General features: G+C 65.0%; 15 protein-coding genes. 9 read left to right on the forward strand and 6 right to left on the reverse strand.

Going from position 1 to position 20769, the window contains the following annotated elements; translation table 11 throughout:
• Position 1: 1 nt before the first annotated feature.
• The 6 genes from L6D89_RS11415 to gloB all read right to left on the reverse strand — a co-directional run bounded on the left by L6D89_RS11415 (position 2) and on the right by gloB (position 8384).
• Positions 2 to 1021 carry an ABC transporter permease gene (locus L6D89_RS11415; protein ID WP_236199751.1) on the reverse strand — a complete coding sequence of 340 codons (1020 nt, stop codon included), beginning with the start codon at positions 1019 to 1021 and terminating at the stop codon, positions 2 to 4.
• A 4-nt stretch (positions 1022 to 1025) separates the two neighbouring features.
• A complete protein-coding gene (locus L6D89_RS11420; protein WP_236199752.1) occupies positions 1026 to 2108 on the reverse strand; it encodes a microcin C ABC transporter permease YejB in 1083 nt (360 codons plus the stop codon).
• Positions 2108 to 3973 carry an extracellular solute-binding protein gene (locus L6D89_RS11425; protein WP_236199753.1) on the reverse strand — a complete coding sequence of 622 codons (1866 nt, stop codon included), beginning with the start codon at positions 3971 to 3973 and terminating at the stop codon, positions 2108 to 2110. Before L6D89_RS11425 ends, L6D89_RS11420 begins: the two co-directional genes overlap by 1 nt.
• A complete protein-coding gene (locus L6D89_RS11430; protein ID WP_236199754.1) occupies positions 3970 to 5799 on the reverse strand; it encodes an extracellular solute-binding protein in 1830 nt (609 codons plus the stop codon). The genes L6D89_RS11425 and L6D89_RS11430 overlap by 4 nt, the downstream gene beginning before the upstream one ends.
• Positions 5800 to 5914: 115 nt before the next feature.
• A complete protein-coding gene (locus L6D89_RS11435) occupies positions 5915 to 7525 on the reverse strand; it encodes a LysM peptidoglycan-binding domain-containing protein (RefSeq protein ID WP_236199755.1) in 1611 nt (536 codons plus the stop codon).
• Positions 7526 to 7604: 79 nt separating this feature from the next.
• The gene (gene gloB / locus L6D89_RS11440) at positions 7605 to 8384 is read right to left on the reverse strand and encodes a hydroxyacylglutathione hydrolase (RefSeq protein ID WP_236199996.1); all 780 of its coding nucleotides are present in this window, start codon (positions 8382 to 8384) and stop codon (positions 7605 to 7607) included.
• Between the two features lie 89 nt (positions 8385 to 8473).
• Here gloB and L6D89_RS11445 point away from each other — a divergent pair, with 89 nt between their 5' ends.
• The 9 genes from L6D89_RS11445 to nudC all read left to right on the forward strand — a co-directional run bounded on the left by L6D89_RS11445 (position 8474) and on the right by nudC (position 20754).
• Positions 8474 to 9229 (forward strand): class I SAM-dependent methyltransferase, encoded by a 756-nt coding sequence (locus tag L6D89_RS11445; protein ID WP_236175196.1) that lies wholly within the window; start codon positions 8474 to 8476, stop codon positions 9227 to 9229.
• An 11-nt stretch (positions 9230 to 9240) separates the two neighbouring features.
• Positions 9241 to 9684 carry a ribonuclease HI gene (gene rnhA / locus L6D89_RS11450; protein WP_024763291.1) on the forward strand — a complete coding sequence of 148 codons (444 nt, stop codon included), beginning with the start codon at positions 9241 to 9243 and terminating at the stop codon, positions 9682 to 9684.
• 72 nt (positions 9685 to 9756) lie between these two features.
• Positions 9757 to 10494, forward strand: a complete 738-nt coding sequence (gene dnaQ, locus L6D89_RS11455) for a DNA polymerase III subunit epsilon (protein WP_236199756.1) — start codon at positions 9757 to 9759, stop codon at positions 10492 to 10494.
• A gap of 573 nt (positions 10495 to 11067) precedes the next feature.
• The gene (locus L6D89_RS11460; RefSeq protein ID WP_236175157.1) at positions 11068 to 13320 is read left to right on the forward strand and encodes an Orn/Lys/Arg family decarboxylase; all 2253 of its coding nucleotides are present in this window, start codon (positions 11068 to 11070) and stop codon (positions 13318 to 13320) included.
• A gap of 104 nt (positions 13321 to 13424) precedes the next feature.
• Entirely contained in the window at positions 13425 to 15611 is a 2187-nt protein-coding gene (locus L6D89_RS11465) for a putative bifunctional diguanylate cyclase/phosphodiesterase (protein ID WP_236175156.1), read from the forward strand.
• Between the two features lie 193 nt (positions 15612 to 15804).
• The gene (locus L6D89_RS11470) at positions 15805 to 17148 is read left to right on the forward strand and encodes an amino acid permease (protein WP_236175155.1); all 1344 of its coding nucleotides are present in this window, start codon (positions 15805 to 15807) and stop codon (positions 17146 to 17148) included.
• A gap of 238 nt (positions 17149 to 17386) precedes the next feature.
• Positions 17387 to 18199, forward strand: coding sequence for a crotonase/enoyl-CoA hydratase family protein (locus tag L6D89_RS11475; protein ID WP_236199757.1), 813 nt, complete (start codon positions 17387 to 17389; stop codon positions 18197 to 18199).
• 42 nt (positions 18200 to 18241) lie between these two features.
• A complete protein-coding gene (locus tag L6D89_RS11480; protein WP_236199758.1) occupies positions 18242 to 19915 on the forward strand; it encodes a FimL-related protein in 1674 nt (557 codons plus the stop codon).
• Positions 19915 to 20754: an NAD(+) diphosphatase gene (gene nudC, locus L6D89_RS11485; RefSeq protein ID WP_236175152.1), complete on the forward strand. Its 840-nt coding sequence runs from the start codon at positions 19915 to 19917 to the stop codon at positions 20752 to 20754. The genes L6D89_RS11480 and nudC overlap by 1 nt, the downstream gene beginning before the upstream one ends.
• The last annotated feature ends 15 nt before the right edge of the window (positions 20755 to 20769 follow it).

Raw genomic sequence — 20769 nt, forward strand, 5'->3', positions numbered from 1 at the left:
GTCACTTCCTCGGGTCGAAGGCGTCGCGGGCGGCTTCGCCGATGAACACCAGCAGGCTCAGCATCACGGCCAGTACCACGAAGGCGGTGATGCCCAGCCAGGGCGCCTGCAGGTTGGACTTGCCCTGGGCGACCAGTTCACCCAGCGACGGAGCGCCGGCGGGCAGGCCGAAGCCGAGGAAGTCCAGGGAGGTCAGGGTGCCGATCGCGCCGGTGAGGATGAAGGGCATGAAGGTCAGGGTGGAGATCATCGCGTTGGGCAGGATGTGGCGGAACATGATTGCGCCGTTGCGCATGCCCAGGGCGCGCGCCGCGCGCACGTATTCCAGGTTGCGGCCACGGAGGAACTCGGCGCGCACCACGTCCACCAGGCTCATCCAGGAGAACAGCAGCATGATTCCCAGCAGCCACCAGAAGCTCGGCTGGACGAAGCTGGCGAGGATGATCAGCAGGTAGAGCACCGGCAGGCCCGACCAGATTTCCAGGAAGCGCTGGCCGAGCAGGTCGATCCAGCCACCGTAGAAGCCTTGTAGCGCGCCCACGGCGACGCCGACGATGGAGCTGAGCACCGTGAGGATCAGGGCGAACAGGACCGACACACGGAAGCCGTAGATCACCCGCGCCATCACGTCGCGCGCCTGGTCGTCGGTGCCCAGCCAGTTCTCCGCGGTGGGCGCGGAAGGCGCCGGTACCCGCAGGTCATAGTTGATGGTGTCGTAGCTGTAGGCGATTGGCGGCCAGAGGATCCAGCCGTCCTTCTGCGCGATCTGCTCGCGCATGTACGGGCTCTTGTAATTGGCCTCCATGGGGAACTCGCCGCCGAAGGCGGTTTCCGGATAGCGCTTGACCACCGGGAAGTACCACTGGCCGTCGTAGTGGATCGCCAGGGGCTTGTCGTTGGCGATCAGCTCGGCGCCCAGGCTGAGGATGAACAGCGTGAGGAACAGCCAGAGCGACCACCAGCCACGCTTGTTGGCCTTGAAGCGCGCCCAGCGGCGCTGATTGATGGGAGACAGGCGCATCGGATTACTCCCGGTTCTCGAAGTCGATGCGCGGATCGACCAGCGTGTAGAGGACGTCGCTGACCAGCTTCATGATCAGGCCGAACAGGGTGAAGATGAACAGCGTGCCGAACACTACCGGGTAGTCGCGGTTCAGCGCCGCCTCGAAGCTGAGCAGGCCCAGGCCGTCGAGGGAGAAGATCACCTCGATCAGCAGCGAGCCGGTGAAGAAGATGCCCAGCAGGGCCGAGGGCAGGCCGGCGATGATCAGCAGCATGGCGTTGCGGAACACGTGGCCGTAGAGCACGCGGCGTTCGGTCAGGCCTTTGGCGCGGGCGGTGACCACGTACTGCTTGCCGATTTCGTCGAGGAAGCTGTTCTTGGTCAGCAGGGTGATGGTGGCGAAGTTGCCGATCACCAGGGCGGTGATCGGCAGCGCTAGGTGCCAGAAGTAGTCGCGGACCTTGCCGGCCCAGGTCAGTTCGTCGAAGTTGTTGGAGGTCAGCCCCCGTAACGGGAACCAGTCCCAGTAGCTGCCGCCGGCGAACAGCACCACCAGCAGGATGGCGAAGAGGAAAGCGGGGATGGCGTAGCCGACGATGATCGCCGAGCTGGTCCAGACGTCGAAATGGCTGCCGTGGCGCACCGCCTTGGCGATGCCAAGCGGGATCGACACCAGGTACATGATCAGCGTGCTCCACAGCCCCAGGGAGATGGAGACCGGCAGCTTCTCGACGATCAGGTCGGTGACCTTGGCGTCGCGGAAGAAGCTCTGGCCGAAGTCCAGGTGCACGTAGTTCTTCAGCATGATCCAGAAGCGTTCGGGCGCCGGCTTGTCGAAGCCGTACATCTTCTCGATTTCTTTCACCAGCTCCGGGTCCAGGCCCTGGGCGCCGCGGTAGTGCGTGCCAGCGGAGGCGACTTCACCGCCGCCGCCGGAGATGCGCCCGGTGGCGCCGCCGCTGGCGGCATCGAAACCTTCCAGCTTGGCGATCATCTGTTCCACCGGGCCGCCGGGGGCGGCCTGGATGATGATGAAGTTGATCAGCAGAATGCCGAACAGGGTGGGGATGATCAGCAGCAGGCGCCGCAGGATGTAGGCCAGCATCACTCGGCCCCTTGGGCGACGGTACCGTCAGCGGGGGAGGCGTTCGCGGCCTTGGCATCCGTCCTGGTGGGGATGGCCTTGTCGCGGGCCTGCCACCAGGTTTGCAGGGCGTAGCTGTAGGGCGGCAGCTTTTCCGGGTGGGCGATGCGGTTCCAGTAGGCGATGCGCCAGTTGCCGAGGTACCAGTTGGGCACCACGTAGTGGCCCCAGAGCAGCGCACGGTCGAGTGCGCGGGCGTGGCGCACCAGGCTTTCGCGGGAGCCGGCGTTGATCAGGCCGTCCACCAGGGCGTCGATGCCCGGGTCGCGCAAGCCGATGAAGTTGCGGCTGCCGGGCTTATCGGCGCTGCTGGAGTGCCAGAACTCGCGCTGCTCATTGCCCGGCGAGCTGGATTGCGGCCAGCTGCTGACGATCATGTCGTAGTCCCGCGAGCGCAGGCGGTTGATGTATTGCGAGACATCGACGCGGCGCAGCTGCATGTCGATGCCCAGCTCGGCAAGGTTGCGCTTGAAGGGCAGCAGCACGCGCTCGAAGTCGGCCTGGGCGAGCATGAACTCGAAGCTCAGCTGCTTGCCGTCAGGGCCGACCATCTTGTCGTTCTCGATCTTGTAGCCGGCCTCCAGCAGCAGCTGGTAGGCCTTGCGCTTCTGCTCGCGGATGATGCCGCTGCCGTCGCTGGTGGGCGGCACGTAGACCTGGGTGAAGACCTGCGGCGGCAGCTTGTCGCGCAGCGGCTCGAGAATCTTCAGCTCCTCGGCATCAGGCAGCTCCTTGGCAGCCATCTCCGAGTTCTCGAAGTAGCTGCCGTCGCGCAGGTAGGAGCCGAAGAACAACTGCTTGTTGGTCCACTCGAAGTCGAACAGGTTGGTGATCGCTTCGCGCACGCGCGGGTCCTGGAACACCGGGCGGCGGATGTTGAAGGCGTAGGCCTGCATGCCCCACGGGTTACCGTTCACCGGTTCCTCGCGGACGATGCGGCCGTCGCGCACGGCAGGCGAGTCGTAGGCAGTCGCCCAGTTCTTTGCGATGCGCTCGTCGTTGAAGTCGAACTGCCCGGCCTTGAAGGCTTCCAGGGCGACGGTCAGGTCTCGGTAGGACTCCACCACCACCGCGTCGAAGTTGTTGAAGCCGCGGTTCACCGGCAGCTTGTCGCCCCACCAGTCCTTGACCTTCTCGTAGCGGATCGAGCGTCCCGCCTCGACCTTGGCGATACGGTAAGGGCCGCTGCCCAGCGGCGGCTCCATGTTGGTCTTGTTGAAGTCGCGGCTGGCCCACCAGTGCTTGGGCAGGATCGACAGCTGGCCAAGGATCAGCGGCAACTCGCGGTTGTCGCCGTGCTTGAAGTCGAAGCGCACGCGCAGCTTGTCCTCGGCCACCACCTTGTCGACGTCCGCGTAGTAGTTGCGGTACATCGGGTCGCCGTCCTTCATCAGCGTCTCGAAGGTGAACACCACGTCTTCGGCGGTGACCGGCGTACCGTCCTGGAAGCGCGCCTCGGGGCGCAGGTAGTAGCGGACGAAGCGATGCTCCGGGTCCTTCTCGATCTTCTCGGCGAGCAGGCCGTATTCGGTGAAGGGCTCGTCGAGGGAGTGGAAGGTGAGTGTGTCGTAGATCAGGTTGATCTGCGGGGCGGAGTTGCCCTTGGCGATGAAGGGGTTGAGGCTGTCGAAACCGCCGAAGTCGGAGAGGCGCAGTGTGCCGCCCTTGGGCGCATCAGGATTGACGAAGTCGAAGTGCTTGAAGTTTGCCGGGTACTTCGGCGCTTCGTCATACAGGGTGATGGCGTGCTGCGGCGCGGCCTGCGCACTGCCCAGCAGTCCCAGCAGCAGGCCGGCGCAGAGCGCGGCACGGCGGGGGCTTTTCATAGGGTTTTCTCCTGGTCTTTTTGCCACCACGCACGCAGACCCAGCGTATAGGGCGGCGTGGTGACGAAGGCGAAGCGGTTACGGTACGCCAGCCGGTGTTTGTTCAGGTACCAGTTGGGAATGCTGTAGTGCTGCCACAGCAGTACCCGGTCCAGGGCGCGTGCCGCTGCTTCCTGCTGGTCGCGGTTGGTGGCGCCGAGGAGTTTCTCGAGCATCGCGTCGACCACTGGGTTGGCGATGCCCGCGTAGTTCTTGCTGCCCTTCACCGCCACCTGGCTGGAGTGGAAGTACTGCCATTGTTCGAGGCCGGGGCTCAGGGTCTGGGGCAGGGTCATCAGAATCATGTCGTAGTCGAACTGGTCCAGACGCTGTTTGTACTGGGCCCGGTCCACGGTGCGCAAGCTCGCATCGATACCGATGCTGGCGAGGTTCTCGCGGTACGGCTGGAGAATACGTTCCAGGCTGGGGTTGACCAGCAGAATCTCGAAGCGCAGTTGCTTGCCGTTGGCGTCCAGCAGGCGGTCGCCTGAGAGCTTCCAGCCGGCGTCGGCCAATAGACCCAAAGCGTGGCGCAGGGTTTCCCGCGGGATGCCGACGCCCTTGGTCACCGGGACGGTGAAGGGGCGCTTGAACAGCGCTTCGGGCAGCTGTGAACGATACGGCGAGAGCAGCAGCCACTCCTGGCCCTGTGGTACGCCGGTGGCCGCAAGGGTGCTGTTGGGGTAATAGCTGCTGGCGCGCACGTAGGCATCGTTGAACAGCGCACGATTGGTCCACTCGAAGTCGAACATCATCCCCAGCGCCTCGCGCAGGCGGCGATCGGCGAAGGTCGCTCGGCGGGTGTTGAGGAACAGCGCCTGGGTCTGGGTGGGGATCTGGTGGGGGACTTCCACCTTCACCACGTCGCCGCGGCGAACGGCCGGGAAGCGATAGTTGCTGCGCCAGTTCTTCGCCTGGTGCTCGATGTAGATGTCGAACTCGCCGGCCTTGAAGGCCTCGAAGGCGATACCGGCGTCGCGGTAGAAGTCCACCTCGACGCGGTCGAAATTGTACTTGCCGCGATTCACTGGCAGGTCCTTGCCCCACCAGTCCCTGACCCGCTCGAACACCAGGCGGCGCCCCGGTACTACTTCGGTGATGCGGTACGGGCCGCTGCCCAGGGGCGGTTCGAAGGTGGTGGCCTGGAAGTCACGGCCCTTCCAATAGTGTTGTGGCAGCACCGGCATCTCGCCCAGGCGCAGGATCAGCAGTGGGTTGTCGTGGCGCTTGAAGACGAAGCGAATGCTCTGCGGCGAGAGGATGTCGACCCGCTGCACTTCCTGCAGGTTGGTGCGGTACATCGGATGCCCATGGTGCAGCAGCGTGCGATAGGAGAAGGCGACGTCATAGGCGGTGATCGGCCTGCCATCATGGAAGCGTGCTTCCGGGCGCAGGTTGAATACCACCCAGCTGCGGTCCTCGGCGTACTCCACGCTGCGCGCGATCAGGCCGTAGCTGGAGGCTGGTTCGTCTCCGGAAGGGTCGTACAGGCCGGTGCCGACCATCAGCGGCTCGTTCAGCTCGCTGACGCCGTACTGCAGGAAGTCCGCGGTGCTGATCGGCGGGCTGCCCTTGAAGGTATAGGGGTTGAGGGTGTCGAAGGTGCCCATGCCCATCAGCCGCAGCAGGCCGCCCTTGGGGGCCTTGGGGTTGACCCAGTCGAAGTGGTCGAAGCTGGACGGGTACTTGAGGTCGCCGAACTGGGCGTAGCCGTGGCTCTCGGTGATCTGGGCGGAGGCGGGGAGGCCCAGGAAGAGTCCCAGGAGCAGGAGAGACAAGCGACGCATCAGGCGTAGGATCCGATCCCGGCTGGCTGGAGGGGTTAGCGTCGTACAGTAGCAGCTTGTCCCTGCGGCCAGAAGTCATGCGGCCGGGGCTTTGCGCCCCGGCGCAAGGTAAAACTCAGCGGCTGGCGGTATCGAGGTACAGGGTAATGGTCTGGCCAGGCTTCAGGGCCTTGCCGCTGCGCGGGTTCCAACGCTTGATGTGCTGCATCTCGACGTTGAAGCGCTTGGCGATCAGGTACATCGAATCGCCTTGCTTGACCTTGTAGTAGGTCGCGGTGTCCTGCTTGGACTTGCTCTTGCTGCTGGAGGCCAGTTGGGTGGCTGCTGCGCTTTGCAGCTTGAGGGTCTGGCCGGGCTTGACGCCGTGGTTGTCCAGGCCGTTCCAGCGCTTGAGGTCGGCGACCTCGACGCCGTTCTTCTTGGCGATGTTCCACAGCGTGTCGCCATTCTTCACGGTGTAGCTGCGAGTCGCGACGCGGGCGCTGGCGATGGTTTTCGAACTTTCCACCTGGGCCAGTTGACGCGGGCTCTCCGGCTCGATGGTCGGACGGCCGGGCTGGCCGGGGATGATCAGGGTCTGGCCATTGCGCAGGCGGTTGGCGCTCAGGCGGTTGGCGGCCTTGAGCTCGGCCACGCTCAGGCGGTAGCGCTGGGCGATGCTGTGCAGGCTGTCGCCCTTGCGTACGCGATAGCGGCCATTGCTCGACGCGACCAGGGGTTTTACCTGTACCGGCTCCAGGTTCGCGACGCCGGCCTTGAGGGAGTCGGCCTTGGACAGGGGCACCAGCAGGTGATGCGGGCCATCCAGGGTCACACCACGCTTGAACGCGGGGTTGAGCTGCTGCAGTTCGTCCTGGTCCAGGTCCCCCGCAGCGGCAACCTGGGAGAGATCCAGGCCCGGCTTGACGCGGATCGAGGTGAAGTAGGGCTGGTTGGCGATCGGGCTGAGGTTGATGCCGTAGATGGTCGGAGCATTCACCAGTTGCGACAGCGCCAGGAGCTTGGGTACGTAGTCCTGGGTCTCCTGCGGCAGCGGCAGGTTCCAGTAGTCGGTGGGCAGGCCGAGGCGTTCGTTGCGTTCGATCGCGCGGCTGACAGTGCCTTCGCCGGCATTGTAGGCAGCCAGCGCGAGCAGCCAGTCGCCATTGAACATGTCGTGCAGGCGGGTCAGGTAGGTCAGCGCTGCGTTGGTTGACGCGGTGATATCGCGACGACCGTCATAGAAGTTGGTCTGGCGCAGGTTGAAGTGCGTGCCGGTGCTCGGGATGAACTGCCACAGGCCCACGGCCTGGGCGCGCGACACGGCCATCGGGTTGTACGAGCTCTCGATCATCGGCAACAGCGCCAGTTCCAGCGGCATGTCGCGCTCTTCCAGGCGCTCGACGACGTAGTGCATGTACGGTGCGCCACGCTCGCTGGCGTTTTCCAGGAACGACTGGTTGCTCATGAACCACAGGCGCTGGCGCTCGATACGCGGATTGGTATTGAGCTGGTCCTGCAGTTGGAAGCCGCCACGCATGCGGTCCCAGATATCGTTCTGGGCCTGGTTCCAGGCTGGATTGAACTGCACGTCGACAGCGCGGGAGACGCTGCGCGTCGGACCGTTGCTGGCTACCTGGCTGGTCGACTGACAGCCCGCCAGGCCTGCCGCGAGAAGGACAATGGAGACTCGGATGGCTCGTGCCAATGCGTCTAGATCGGAGGTGTTTCTGCTCTTGGGCGGCATTGGCTGATGACTTTGTCCGGGGCAAAAATTTCGGCGATTCTAGAAACCGAGCCTGCCCTGGTCAAGATTTCGCCAGGCCTCAGAACTGGTCCTTCCAGCGGCGAATGGTCGCAAAGACCTCTTCCGGCGTGCGGATTTGCTGGCCGCTCCGCTCGTCGGCCATTTTCTTAACGGATGTTTCCGACACGCGAAGGAAAGGATTCGTCGCTCGTTCCAGGGCAATGGAAGAAGGAAGGCTGATCCTCCCCTGTTCGCGCCAGCGGCTGACGCTGTCGAAACGCGCCAGGACTTCGGGATTCTCCGGTTCGACCGCGCAAGCAAAGCGCAAGTTGCTCAGCGTGTATTCGTGGGCACAGTACACGGCGGTAGGAGCGGGCAGTGCGGAGAGCCGGCTCAGCGAGGCATGCATTTGCGCCGGCGTGCCTTCGAACAGGCGGCCGCAGCCGCCGGCGAACAGCGTGTCGCCGCAGAACAGCAGCGGCTGCCCGTGGTTTTCGCCGAAGTAGGCGATATGGCCGAGGGTATGGCCGGGAACGTGGATGACCTCGAAGTCCAGGCCCAGCACCTCGACGCGGTCGCCGTCTTCCAGGGCCACATCACGTGCTGGAATCTTTTCGCCGGCCGGGCCCTGCACGCGGGCACCGGTTGCGGCCTTGAGGCGGGCGACGCCGCCCACGTGATCGGCGTGGTGGTGGGTAACGAGGATGTCGGTCAGCTTCCAGCCGGGATGGGCCTGCAGCCATTGCTCGACCGGTGCGGCGTCACCCGGATCGACCACCGCGCATTCACGGCGGGTCACATCCTGCAACAGCCAGAGGTAGTTATCGGAAAAGGCGGGCAGAGCGTCTATCTGTATCATGGGTGGAAAGTCGCCAAGTAGTGGGCATTGGCGCATAGTAGTGCGGATACACACTTTTGTGTCGCGCTCTCCCACAGGGGGTAGTGATGATCGAAGAACCCTTCGCCCAGGCCGATGCCGACTGGCTGGAGCTGATCGACCAGGCCCGCCATTGGTTGTCCGGGCCGATCGGCGGAATGATGCTCGCCGAGGAACAGCGGCTGCTGATCGACGAGCTGGAGCGCTATTTCGGTGGCTACCTGGTGCATTACGGGCCGCATGCGGAGCTGCCGGCAAGTGTCGGCAACATCCAACGCGGGGTGCGCCTCGGGCCGCCACTGCCGGGCGTCGAGATCGCCTGTGACGAGGCGGCCTGGCCGCTGGGCGAGCATGCTGCCGACGTGGTACTGCTGCAGCACGGCCTGGATTTCTGCCTGTCGCCGCATCGCCTGCTGCGCGAAGCTGCGCGCAGCGTGCGGCCGGGCGGGCACCTGCTGGTGGTCGGGGTGAATCCCCGGAGCGCCTGGGGCATCCGCCACTTCTTCGCCCGCGACGCCTTGCGCCGCGCGCGCTGCATCTCGCCGAACCGGGTCTGCGACTGGCTCAACCTGCTGGGCTTCGCGCTGGAGAAACGCCGCTTCGGGTGTTATCGTCCGCCGCTTGCATCGGCGAAATGGCAGGGCCGTCTGGCCCGCATGGAGACCTGGGGCCCCGTCCTGCAGGGCTCCGGCGCCGGCTTCTATCTATTGGTGGCGCGCAAGCTGGTGGTCGGTCTGCGACCGCTGCGTCAACCCCGTCGCGAGCCGCGCGGCCAACTGGTGCCGCTGCCGGTGGCCAAGGTCAGTCGCCGCGATTCCGAGTCCTGAAAGCGAGCCGAATGAGCGAAGAGAAAGTCGAGATCTATACCGACGGCGCCTGCAAGGGCAACCCGGGTCCGGGTGGCTGGGGCGCCGTGCTGTTCTACAAGGGCGCCGAGCGCGAACTGTGGGGCGGCGAGGCCGAAACCACCAACAACCGCATGGAACTGATGGCCGCCATCATGGCCCTGGCCGCGCTCAAGCGGCATTGCGACGTGCGTATCGTCACCGACTCGCAGTACGTCATGCAGGGCATCACCGAGTGGATGGTCAACTGGAAGAAGCGCGGCTGGAAGACCGCCGCCAAGCAGCCGGTGAAGAATGCCGACCTGTGGCAGGCGCTGGACGAGCAGGTGAACCGGCATACTGTCGAATGGCGCTGGGTCCGCGGCCACACCGGCCACCCCGGCAACGAGCGCGCCGACATGCTCGCCAACCGTGGCGTGAGCGAACTGCCGCGCTAAGCGCCCAGTTATCAGCATAAAGCTCGTCCGGCTCAGCCCGGGCGAATCAACCGCAAGAAGGTTTCACACAGAATGCGCAGCGTCGTACTCGATACTGAAACGACCGGTATGCCGGTCACCGACGGCCACCGGATCATCGAGATCGGTTGCGTCGAACTCGAAGGCCGTCGCCTCACCGGCCGGCATTTCCACGTCTACCTGCAGCCCGACCGCGAGATCGACGAAGGCGCGATCGCCGTCCACGGCATCACCAACGAATACGTCAAGGACATGCCGCGCTTCCGCGAGGTGGCGGATGACTTCTTCGAGTTCATCAAGGGTGCTCAACTGATCATCCACAACGCGGCGTTCGACGTTGGCTTCATCAACAACGAGTTCGCCTTGCTGGGGCAGACCGAGCGCGCGGACGTCGCCGATTACTGCGGCATCCTCGATACCCTGCTGATGGCCCGCGAGCGCCATCCGGGCCAGCGCAACAACCTCGATGCCCTGTGCAAGCGCTATGGCGTCGACAACTCCGGTCGTGATCTCCACGGCGCATTGCTCGACGCCGAGATTCTTGCCGACGTCTACCTGGCGATGACCGGTGGCCAGACCAGCCTGTCGCTGGCCGGCAATGGCGCCGAAGGTGACGGCAGCGGCCGCGCCACGGCGTCGGCGATCCGTCGCCTGGCAGCCGAGCGTGGGCTGACGCGAGTGATCCGCGCCACCGATGCGGAGATCGAGGCGCATATTGCGCGCCTGGCGGTGATCGAGAAATCCGCTGGCGGCCCGTCGCTGTGGGCGCAGATGGAAGCACCGAAGGAGTGATCCTTCGCGCTGCCTGAGGAAAAGGCCCCTGTCAGGGGCTTTTTGTTTTTCGTAGGAGCGGACTCCGTCCGCGATGCTTCGGGTTTAGGTGTTCTGCGCCGCTTCGGCGTGAGCGCGAACTTCTTGTTTCGCCCCCTCGGGCGACCTCCTTTGGCAAACGACGGATGGCCGCCCCACCCAAAGGAGGCAAAGGTCTTGCCCCTCCATCCGGTTTTTCGCTTAGGCGAAAAATTCCCTCGTTGAATCGCAGTTTCAGGGGCACGCCGCGAAGGGCCATCCTTGGCCCATCGCAGCTCTCGCGGCATCCATGCCGCTCCCCCCCCCTGAAACTCCAATTCAACGAGGCCTCCTGAAAGGGGCGGTTCGGAGCGCGCGGGTGTTTCTCTGGAAGTCGTCAAGAGCCAGAGCCAGAGCGCTCGCCATGGGTAGGGCTGGTTCAGGTCGGAACGATCCTTTCCTGTCAGCCACGCGACGTTTTCGTACAGCCGTCAGTCCAGCGCATTCCCCTACATTCCGTGAGTCCATACTCTGAAGAGGATCGACGCCAGTCGTACGTCTTTTCAGGGGTTCACAATGTATAAAGACCTAAAATTCCCCATCCTCATCGTTCACCGCGACATCAAGGCCGATACCGTGGCCGGCGACCGGGTGAGGGATATCGCACGGGAACTGGAGCAGGACGGCTTCAGTATTCTCTCCACCGCCAGCTCCGCCGAGGGGCGTATCGTCGCCTCGACCCACCATGGCCTTGCCTGCATCCTGGTCGCCGCCGAGGGGGCGGGGGAGAACCAGCGCCTGCTGCAGGATGTGGTCGAGCTGATCCGCATGGCGCGGGTGCGCGCGCCGCAGCTGCCGATCTTCGCCCTGGGCGAGCAGATGACTATCGAGAACGCGCCGGCCGAGTCCATGGCCGACCTGCACCAGTTGCGCGGCATCCTCTACCTGTTCGAAGACACCGTGCCGTTTCTCGCGCGCCAGGTCAGCCGTGCCGCGCGCAAATACCTTGAAGGCCTGTTGCCGCCGTTCTTCCGTGCGCTGGTGGAGCACACCGCGCAGTCCAACTACTCCTGGCATACGCCAGGCCATGGCGGCGGCGTGGCCTATCGCAAGAGCCCGGTGGGGCAGGCTTTCCACCAGTTCTTCGGGGAGAACACCCTGCGTTCGGACCTCTCCGTCTCGGTCCCCGAGCTGGGCTCGCTGCTCGATCACACCGGTCCGCTGGCCGAGGCGGAGGCCCGCGCCGCGCGCAATTTCGGCGCCGACCACACGTTCTTCGTGATCAATGGCACCTCCACGGCGAACAAGATCGTCTGGCATTCGATGGTCTGCCGCGACGACCTGGTGCTGGTGGACCGCAACTGCCACAAGTCGATCCTCCATTCGATCATCATGACCGGTGCCATCCCGCTGTACCTGACGCCGGAGCGCAATGAGCTGGGCATCATCGGGCCGATTCCGCTCTCGGAGTTCAGCCGCGAGTCCATCGCCGCGAAGATCGAGGCCAGCCCGCTGGCGCGTGGCCGCGAGCCCAAGGTGCGGCTGGCGGTGGTGACCAATTCGACCTACGACGGCCTCTGCTACAACGCGCAGATGATCAAGCAGGCCCTGGGCGACAGCGTCGAGGTACTGCATTTCGACGAAGCCTGGTACGCCTATGCGGCGTTCCATGAGTTCTACCGCGGCCGCTACGGCATGGGTACCCGCCGCGATGACAGCGGCCCGCTGGTGTTCACCACGCACTCCACGCACAAGATGCTCGCGGCGTTCAGCCAGGCCTCGATGATCCACGTGCAGGACGCAGGCTCCCGGCGCTTCGAGCAGGCGCGCTTCAACGAAGCCTTCATGATGCACATCTCCACTTCGCCGCAGTACGGCATCATCGCCTCGCTGGACGTGGCCTCGGCGATGATGGAGGGCCCGGCGGGGCGCTCGCTGATCCAGGAGACTTTCGACGAGGCGCTGAGCTTCCGTCGGGCGCTGGCCAACGTGCAGCAGAACCTCGCCGAGGACGACTGGTGGTTCTGCGTCTGGCAGCCGCCGGGCGTTGAGGGGACCGACGAGGTGAAAACCCGCGACTGGGTGCTGGAGCCCAATGCCGACTGGCACGGTTTCGGCGACGCAGTGGAAGACTATGTCCTGCTCGACCCGATCAAGGTGACCCTGGCTACGCCGGGCCTGACCGCTGGCGGTCGTCTGGATTCGCGGGGAATTCCCGCCGCGGTAGTCAGCCGCTTTCTCTGGGAGCGCGGGCTGGTGGTGGAGAAGACCGGGCTGTACTCCTTCCTCGTACTGTTTTCCATGGGTGTGACCAAGGGCAAGTGGAGCACGCTGGTCACCGAGTTGCTGGAGTTCAAGCGCAGCTACGATGCCAACCAGCCGCTGGCGGACGCCCTGCCCAGCGTCGCCCAGGCCGGCGGCGCGCGGTATGCCGGCATGGGCCTGCGCGACCTGTGCGATGAGCTGCATCGCTGTTATCGCGACCACGCCACGGCCAAGGCGATGAAGCGCATGTACACGGTGCTCCCGGAGATCGCCATACGCCCGGCCGACGCATACGCACAGCTGGTGCGCGGAGAGGTCGAGGCGGTGCCTATCGATCGGTTGGAAGGGCGCGTTGCCGCGGTGATGCTGGTGCCATATCCGCCAGGAATCCCGCTGATCATGCCGGGCGAACGGTTCACCGAATCCACCCGCTCCATACTCGATTACCTGGCCTTCGCCCAGAGTTTCGAGCGCAACTTTCCCGGCTTCGATTCGGACGTCCATGGCCTGCAGGTGCGCGAGGTAGACGGCGAGCGGCGTTATACCGTGGAGTGTTGCAAGTGACCGTCCGGCCCCCGCAGGGTGGGGGCCGGCCCTGAATTTCCAAAGTGCTACTATCCTTGAGCGGATCGGTAAAGGGAGATACGAGGAAAAAGGAGGTTTCCCCCATGCGCTGTCCCGTGACGTTGCCGAACGAAAGCGAGCGCCTGACGGCGCTCTCCGATTACGGTTTCGACGACGAAAGCATGCTGCCGAGCCTGGACCCGGTGGTGCAGATTGCCGTACGCATGTTCGGCATGCCGGTTGCCGCGGTGAACATGATCGGCAGTGACCATGTGTTCTTCGCTGCCGCGACAGGTGTCGGTGAAGTGGACATGGGACGTGACGTGTCCTTCTGTGCCCATGCCATTACCCAGGAACAGGTGATGGTGGTGGGCGACGCCAGCCGCGACGAGCGTTTCCATGACAATCCACTGGTGACTGCGCCCAATGGCGTGCGCTTCTATGCAGGGGTGCCGCTGCTGTCGGTCGAGGGGCAGCCGCTGGGTGCGCTGTGCATCATCGATAGCCAGCCACACGAGGACTTCTCCGGCGACGACTGCGAACGTCTCAAGGAGCTGGCGCGAATGGCTGCCGATCGCCTGGAGCTGCGGCGCATCGAGGTGGCCTCGGCACGCACCCGGCCACTGTTCGAAGAGTACGCCGGTACTTCGCCGACGCCAGTGGTGTGGTTCGATTGCTGGGGCGAGATCGTCGCCTGGAACGAAGCCGCCGCCAATCTGTTCGGCTACGACTTGGTCGAAGGCTGCGGGCAGGCCTTCGAGCTGCTGTTGCCCGAGCGCAGTCGCCAGTCCTTCCGCTCGCTGATCAGCAGCGCCAGTGACGCCACGTCCCTGGACGGCATGAGCGTGCCAGGGGAGATTACCGGGCTGCGCAAGGACGGCTCCGAGCTTTCCCTCGGCCTGACCCTGTTCAGTTGGTCCGAGCGGGGCAAGCTCAAGTTCGAGGCCGTGCTCAAGGACCTCACTTCTCGCCAGCAGGAAGAGGAAGCGCTGCGCCAGCTGGCCAGCGTCGATGTGCTCACCGGGTTGGCCAACCGTGGCCAGTTCTATCGCAGCACCGAGGAAGTACTGGTGCAGTCGCGGCCGGCGGCCGTGCTGATGATCGACCTGGACGGTTTCAAGGACGTCAACGACTCCCTCGGCCACGCCGTGGGCGACGGCATTCTCCGGCAGGTTGCCGCGCGGCTCGACCGGCTGGCGACCGCTGGCGCCACGGTGGCACGGATCGGCGGCGACGAATTCGCCATCCTCGAGCCGAACCTGCTTTCGCCCGAACACGCCATGCGCTTCGCCCAGGCGGTGATCGCCAGCATTGCCGAGCCCATCGTCATTGATGCCCACGAGGTGCGGGTCGCCGCCAGTTGTGGTGTAGCGCTGGCGCCGTTGCATGCCCAGGAAGCGCTGGAGCTGGTCGGTGACGCCGATCTGGCCCTGTTCAAGGCCAAGATCAGCGGGCGCAGCCATGCCTTCGTGTTCGTCCCCGCGCTGAAGATGGAGGCGGCGGCGCGCCACCTCTATGGCATGGAACTGCACCGTGCGGTGGCCAATGGCGAATTCCTGCTGTTCTACCAGCCCCAGGTGAGCCTGCGCGACGGCTCCCTGCGCGGCGTCGAGGCGTTGATCCGCTGGCAGCACCCGCAGCGCGGCCTGCTGTCGCCGGCGGCGTTCCTGCCGTCGCTGGAAGGCGGGCCGCTGGCGGCCATAGTCGGAGCCTGGATACTGGATGAAGCCTGCGCCCAGGCGGCCTACTGGCGGCGCAACGGTGCGCCTGACCTGCGCATGGGCGTCAACCTGTTCGGCGCGCAGTTCCGCATGGGCAACCTGGTCACACAAGTCCTGGAAGCTCTCGAACGCCATGGTTTGCCGGCGGAGGCGCTGGAGCTGGAGATCACCGAGAACATCGTACTCAATCATGACGACACGGTGCTCAGTACGCTGCAGACCCTGCGTTCCTACGGGGTAGGCATCGCCTTCGACGATTTCGGCACTGGCTACGCCTCGCTCAGCCTGCTCAAGACCTATCCGCTGAGCCGCATCAAGATCGACCGCACCTTTGTCATCGGCATGCTGGAGACCCAGCAGGATCTTTCGGTGATCCGCGCGATCCTCGACATGGCCCGCAGCTTCGACCTGGAAACCATCGCCGAGGGTATCGAAACCTCCGCCCAACGCGACCGTTTGCGCGCCGAACGCTGTACCGAAGGGCAGGGCTACCTGTTCGCCAAGCCGATGCCTTCGCAGCAATTCGAGCAGATGTACGAGATCGGTATCCGCCAGTTCGGGTCCGCCTGAGCGGCGGAATTTCTGCAGTGACATTGACCGCGCGGGGCGAAATCGCTCGAATCGCGCGGTCTCGTCCTGCAAAACGGTTTCCTCCTTTGCCCGGCGCTGTCTACCCTGTAGGACAGATCGCCGCTGCGTACCTTCAAAAGGCAGGCAGGGCGCCATGACTCGAAACAGGATTGCGGGCTTCTAAGGAGCGCAGATGGCGGAAGCGAAGAAGGGCAGCATGGGGTTCTGGAGCTGCACTGCGCTGGTGGTTGGCAACATGGTGGGGTCGGGGGTGTTCCTGCTGCCGTCGAGCCTGGCGGCGTTCGGCGGGCTCAGCCTGTTCGGCTGGCTGGTGTCGAGCACCGGGGCGGTGATCCTGGCCTTCACCTTTGCCCGACTGGCACGGCTCAATCCCGGCGCGGGCGGCCCCTATGCCTATACCCGCGACGGCTTCGGCAGCTTCGCCGGCTATCTCTGCGCCTGGACCTACTGGAAAGCCGCGTGGATCGGCAACGCCGCCATTGCCGTCACATTGGTGGGCTACCTGCGGGTGTTCATTCCGGCGCTGGCCGACCCGCTGCTGATGGTCGCCACGGCCATCGGCGCCATCTGGCTGTGCACCCTGATCAACCTGCGTGGCATCACTGCCTTCGCCGTCGTGCAGAACTGCCTCACCGCACTCAAGCTGATCCCGCTGCTGCTGGTGGGCATCCTCGGCTGGTTCCATTTCAATCCGGACTACCTGACCATCCCGGCTGCCAGTGAGTTGCCGAACATGGGATACGCCCAGGCCATCGCCACCACGGCGGCGCTGACGCTGTGGTCGTTCATCGGCCTGGAGTCGGCAACGGTACCGGCGGACGACGTGCGCGACCCGAAGAAGACCATTCCCCGCGCCACGCTGTTCGGCACCCTGGCGGCGGCGGCCGTGTACATCCTGTCGATCACTGCCGTGCAGGGCCTGATGCCGCCGGAGGTGCTGGCCAAATCCACGTCGCCGTTCGCCGATGCCGCACGCATCCTGCTGGGCACCTGGGGGTATTACCTGGTGGCTGGCGGCGCAGTGATCGCCTGCCTTGGCGCGCTCAACGGCTGGGTGCTGCTGCAGGGCCAGATTCCGGTGGCGCCGGCCCGTGACGGGCTGTTCCCCGAGTCCCTGGGCAAGCTCAACAAGAACGGAGCGCCGGCCAACGGGCTGCTTTCATCCGGGCTGCTGGTGACGGCATTGGTAATGGTCGACGGCCACGGCGAGCTGGTGGAGGTGTTCAACGTCATCATCCTGCTCGGCACCATGACCGGTGTCGTGCCGTACGCCTTCTGCACCGCGGCGTTGCTGCAGCTGCTGGCGACCAAGCCGGAATCCTTCTCCCCGCGCTCGCGCCCACAGGTGCTGGCCATCGGTTGCCTGGGCTTCCTCTATTCGTTGTGGGCGCTCTATGGCACCGGCGAACAGGCGATCTTCTGGGGCTTCCTGGTGTTCATGGCGGGCATCCCGATGTACACCTGGCGGCAGTACCGCAATCGCGCCCAGGGTTTGCCGATGGCGGCCGGCGACTGATTGTCGCGTACCGGGCGTTGCAGCCAGATCAAGCACTTGCTGGCCGATCTGCGAGCCAGTTCCCGCCCGATGCCGTGGGCTGCGTCACAGACCACGGCATCGACTTTTAGTTTCGCCTTGTTATAGTGACGCGATTTCAAAAATCTGATTCCCAGCACGAATAAGAACTGTTGGCCCGGGCTCCAGCGGCACTGCGCCGCACCCAGACGAGAAGCAGGGCATACCCGAGGACATCCCCGTGAAAGAATACAAAGTCTTCCGCATCGAGCTGGCGGACAAGATCGCCCATGTGCAGATCAACCGTCCGGAAAAGCTCAACGCCATGAACGCCGACTTCTGGAAGGAAATCATCGATATCTTCCAGTGGGCCGATGAAACGGATGAAGTCCGTGTCGTCGTCCTCAGTGGCGCCGGCAAGCACTTCTCCGCCGGCATCGACCTTGCCCTGCTGGCCCAGGCCGCCAGCCACCTGGGCAAGGATGTCGGCCGCAACGCCCGGGCGCTGCGCAAGACCATCCTGCAGCTGCAGGGCTCCTTCAACGCCGTGGACAAGTGCAGCAAGCCGGTCCTCGCGGCTATCCAGGGCTACTGCATCGGCGGCGGCATCGACCTGATCTCCGCTTGCGACATGCGTTACTGCAGCGCCGACGCGCAGTTCTCCATCAAGGAAATCGACATGGGCATGGCGGCCGACGTCGGCACCCTGCAGCGCCTGCCGCGCCTGATCGGTGATGGCATCATGCGCGAACTGGCCTACACCGGGCGTAACGTCAATGCCGAGGAAGCCCAGCGCATCGGTCTGGTCAACAGCGTCTACGCCGACCACGCTTCGCTGTTCGATGGCGTGATGGAGCTGGCCCGGCAGATCGCCGCCAAGTCGCCGATCGCCATCCGCGGCACCAAGGAAATGATCGGCTACGCCCGCGACCACCGCGTCGAGGACGGCCTGGAATACATCGCCACCTGGAACGCCGCGATGCTGCAATCCGCCGACCTGCAGGCCGCCATGATGGCGCACATGAGCAAGAAGACCCCCGAGTTCGCCGATTGATGCCCGTTCACTCTTCTTGCGCGCAGGAGGCGCACTAGGCCGATGGTTACTGGAGCCACGTCCCTCAGTCTGGTCCGCGACGAGCTGTTCGCCACGGTGGAGGAGGCCGAGCAGAATCTCGAGCACTTCATCGCCGAGCGTCAGAACGGCAGCCTGCTGCAACATTCCGTCGATTGCCTGAGCCAGATTCGCGGCACGCTGAATCTGATCGAGCTGGCCGGCGCCGAGCTGCTGGCGCAGGAAGCGCTGGACCTGGCCACCGACATTCCCACCGGGGTCAGCGAAGACCGTGACGGCCAACTGGCTGCGCTTGGCAATGCGCTCTACGTGCTGCGCCGCTACCTGGAAAACCTCGAAGCGCACCGCCAGGAAATCCCCGAGCTGCTGCTGCCGGCGATCAACGACGTGCGCCAGGCCGCCGGCCAGCCCGCGCTGCCGGAGAGCTTTTTCTTCAGCGCGCGCCTCGATCTGCCGCGCCCGCTGCGTGCTGTCTCCGTTCCCCAGGTGGAAGATCCGGCCCGTGAAGTCCGTCGTCTGCGGCAGATGTACCAGGTCGGCCTGGTGGGGCTGATCCGCGAACAGAATCTCTACCCGAGCCTCAAGCTCATGGGCCGCGCGCTGGGCAAGCTCGATGTGCTGCTGGGCAGTGCCGCGCGCACCCGCCTGTGCTGGGTCGGCGCCGGCGCGCTGGAAGCACTGGTCGACGCGCAGATGCTGCCACGCAAGACGCGCAAGCTGGTGTTTTCGCGCCTGGATCGCGAGCTCAAGCAACTGATCGCCAACCCGCAGTACGAAGCGCCGCGGCAGTTGCTCAAGGAACTGCTCTATCTCACCACGCTGGCCGACACCGGCGGCGTGCGCGCCACTGAACTGCGCCAGGTGTTCGGCCTGGCACCGCTGCCGTTCACCGATCACCTGCTCGAAGACGAGTCCCAGCGCCTGTCCGGCCCCGGCCAGTCGGTGATGCGCTCGTTGTCGGTGGCGATCCGCGAGGAGCTCACAGCGGTCAAGGACCAGCTCGACCTGATCGAGCGCGGCGTGTCCCAGGCCGATGCGCTGGGCATCCTGCACACCCAGTTGGGCAAGCTGGCCAAGACCCTGGGCATGGTCGGCCTGAATTCTGCCGCCACTTCGCTGCAGCACCAGCATGGAGTGGTCGCCGGCTGGGTAGCCAAGGGCGCGGTAGACGATCCGGCTGCGCTCAACGCACTGGCCGACGCGCTGCTGTACGTCGAAAGCATGGTCGGCAACCTGGAGCGTGGCGAGCGCATGAGCGCGCGCCCGGCGCCGATAGGCGAGGACGATTCCTTCGCCGTGCACCAGCTCGCCGAAGCGCGCATCGTGGTGATCGACGAGGCCCAGTCGGGCCTGGCGCTGGCCAAGCGCGCGATCACCGCGTACCTGGAATCCAACGGTGACAAGCTGCACCTGGCCAACGTACCGATCAGCCTGCAGGCGGTGCGTGGCGGCCTGTGGTTCCTCGGCCAGGAGCGCGCGGCATTGCTCGTGGGTGCCTGTGCCGATTACATTCAGGGGCAGATGATCGAGACGACCCAGATGCCGTCCGAGCAGATGCTGGAAACCCTGGCGGATGCGCTGACCGGTCTGGAGTACTACCTGGAGGGTGGAGCGATGATGCGGCCTGAAGGCCAACCCGACGTCCTCGACGTCGCCAGCGAGAGCGTCAAGGCCCTCGGCCTGACGGTGGCCGCCTGATGCGTACCGGGCGTTGGCAATCCTCGATGTTCGAGGTGGCTGCGAGCGGTGGCTGGGCGCTCGCCCACTGCCAGCAGCAGTTCCTCGCCGACAGCAACGGCGTGCTGTTCCCCCGTGACTGGCTCAAGCGCCAGGACCTCTCGGTACTGTCCGAGCATGCGGTGGGCGAGTTCGACGGCGAGCCGGTATACCTGCTGGAAGTCGAGCGTACCGATCCGCTGGAGGGCGCCAGCTGGATCGGCCTGCGGCAGTTCATGATGCAGGCCGAGGAAGACATCTTCGCCATGCTCGGCTTTGCCAGCCAGATCGGCATCTGGTGGCGGCAGAACCGCTTCTGCGGCAGCTGCGGTCAGCCCAGCCTGCGCATGCCCCGCGACCGCGCCATGCACTGTGAAAGCTGCGGCATCCAGCGCTACCCGCTGCTGTCGCCAAGCATGATCGTGCTGGTGACCCGTGGTGATGAAGTATTGCTGGCGCGTTCGCCGCGCTTCGTACCGGGGATGTACAGCACCTTGGCCGGCTTCGTCGAGCCAGGCGAGTCGGTGGAGCACTGCGTCGCTCGCGAAGTGCGCGAGGAGGTGGGTGTCGAGATCGGCAATATCCGCTACATGGGCAGCCAGCCCTGGCCGTTCCCGCATTCGCTGATGTTCGGCTACCACGCCGAGTACGTCAGCGGTGAGATCGTCATGCAGCCGGACGAGATCGAGGATGCCCGCTGGTTCCACGTCGATGAGCTGCCGCGCCTGCCGGCCGAGCGCTCCATCGCCCGCTACCTGATCGAGGTCTATCTGGCGCGCCGCGCCGGTCGTCCTGACCCCGTCCTGCCCGGCGGCGCCTGAGTCCAGGCGCCGTAG

The sequence above is a fragment of the Pseudomonas pseudonitroreducens genome, assembly GCF_021603645.1.
Lineage (GTDB): Bacteria > Pseudomonadota > Gammaproteobacteria > Pseudomonadales > Pseudomonadaceae > Pseudomonas > Pseudomonas pseudonitroreducens.

Excerpts from the sequence above, each read along its gene's own strand:
- L6D89_RS11470 (WP_236175155.1), top strand. The coding sequence starts at position 15,805 with ATGGCGGAAGCGAAGAAGGGCAGCATGGGGTTCTGGAGCTGCACTGCG.
- L6D89_RS11430 (WP_236199754.1), bottom strand. The coding sequence starts at position 5,799 with ATGCGTCGCTTGTCTCTCCTGCTCCTGGGACTCTTCCTGGGCCTCCCC.
- gloB (WP_236199996.1), bottom strand. The coding sequence starts at position 8,384 with ATGATACAGATAGACGCTCTGCCCGCCTTTTCCGATAACTACCTCTGG.
- nudC (WP_236175152.1), top strand. The coding sequence starts at position 19,915 with ATGCGTACCGGGCGTTGGCAATCCTCGATGTTCGAGGTGGCTGCGAGC.
- dnaQ (WP_236199756.1), top strand. The coding sequence starts at position 9,757 with ATGCGCAGCGTCGTACTCGATACTGAAACGACCGGTATGCCGGTCACC.
- L6D89_RS11465 (WP_236175156.1), top strand. The coding sequence starts at position 13,425 with ATGCGCTGTCCCGTGACGTTGCCGAACGAAAGCGAGCGCCTGACGGCG.
- L6D89_RS11425 (WP_236199753.1), bottom strand. The coding sequence starts at position 3,973 with ATGAAAAGCCCCCGCCGTGCCGCGCTCTGCGCCGGCCTGCTGCTGGGA.
- L6D89_RS11435 (WP_236199755.1), bottom strand. The coding sequence starts at position 7,525 with ATGCCGCCCAAGAGCAGAAACACCTCCGATCTAGACGCATTGGCACGA.
- L6D89_RS11415 (WP_236199751.1), bottom strand. The coding sequence starts at position 1,021 with ATGCGCCTGTCTCCCATCAATCAGCGCCGCTGGGCGCGCTTCAAGGCC.
- L6D89_RS11480 (WP_236199758.1), top strand. The coding sequence starts at position 18,242 with ATGGTTACTGGAGCCACGTCCCTCAGTCTGGTCCGCGACGAGCTGTTC.
- rnhA (WP_024763291.1), top strand. The coding sequence starts at position 9,241 with ATGAGCGAAGAGAAAGTCGAGATCTATACCGACGGCGCCTGCAAGGGC.
- L6D89_RS11420 (WP_236199752.1), bottom strand. The coding sequence starts at position 2,108 with ATGCTGGCCTACATCCTGCGGCGCCTGCTGCTGATCATCCCCACCCTG.
- L6D89_RS11460 (WP_236175157.1), top strand. The coding sequence starts at position 11,068 with ATGTATAAAGACCTAAAATTCCCCATCCTCATCGTTCACCGCGACATC.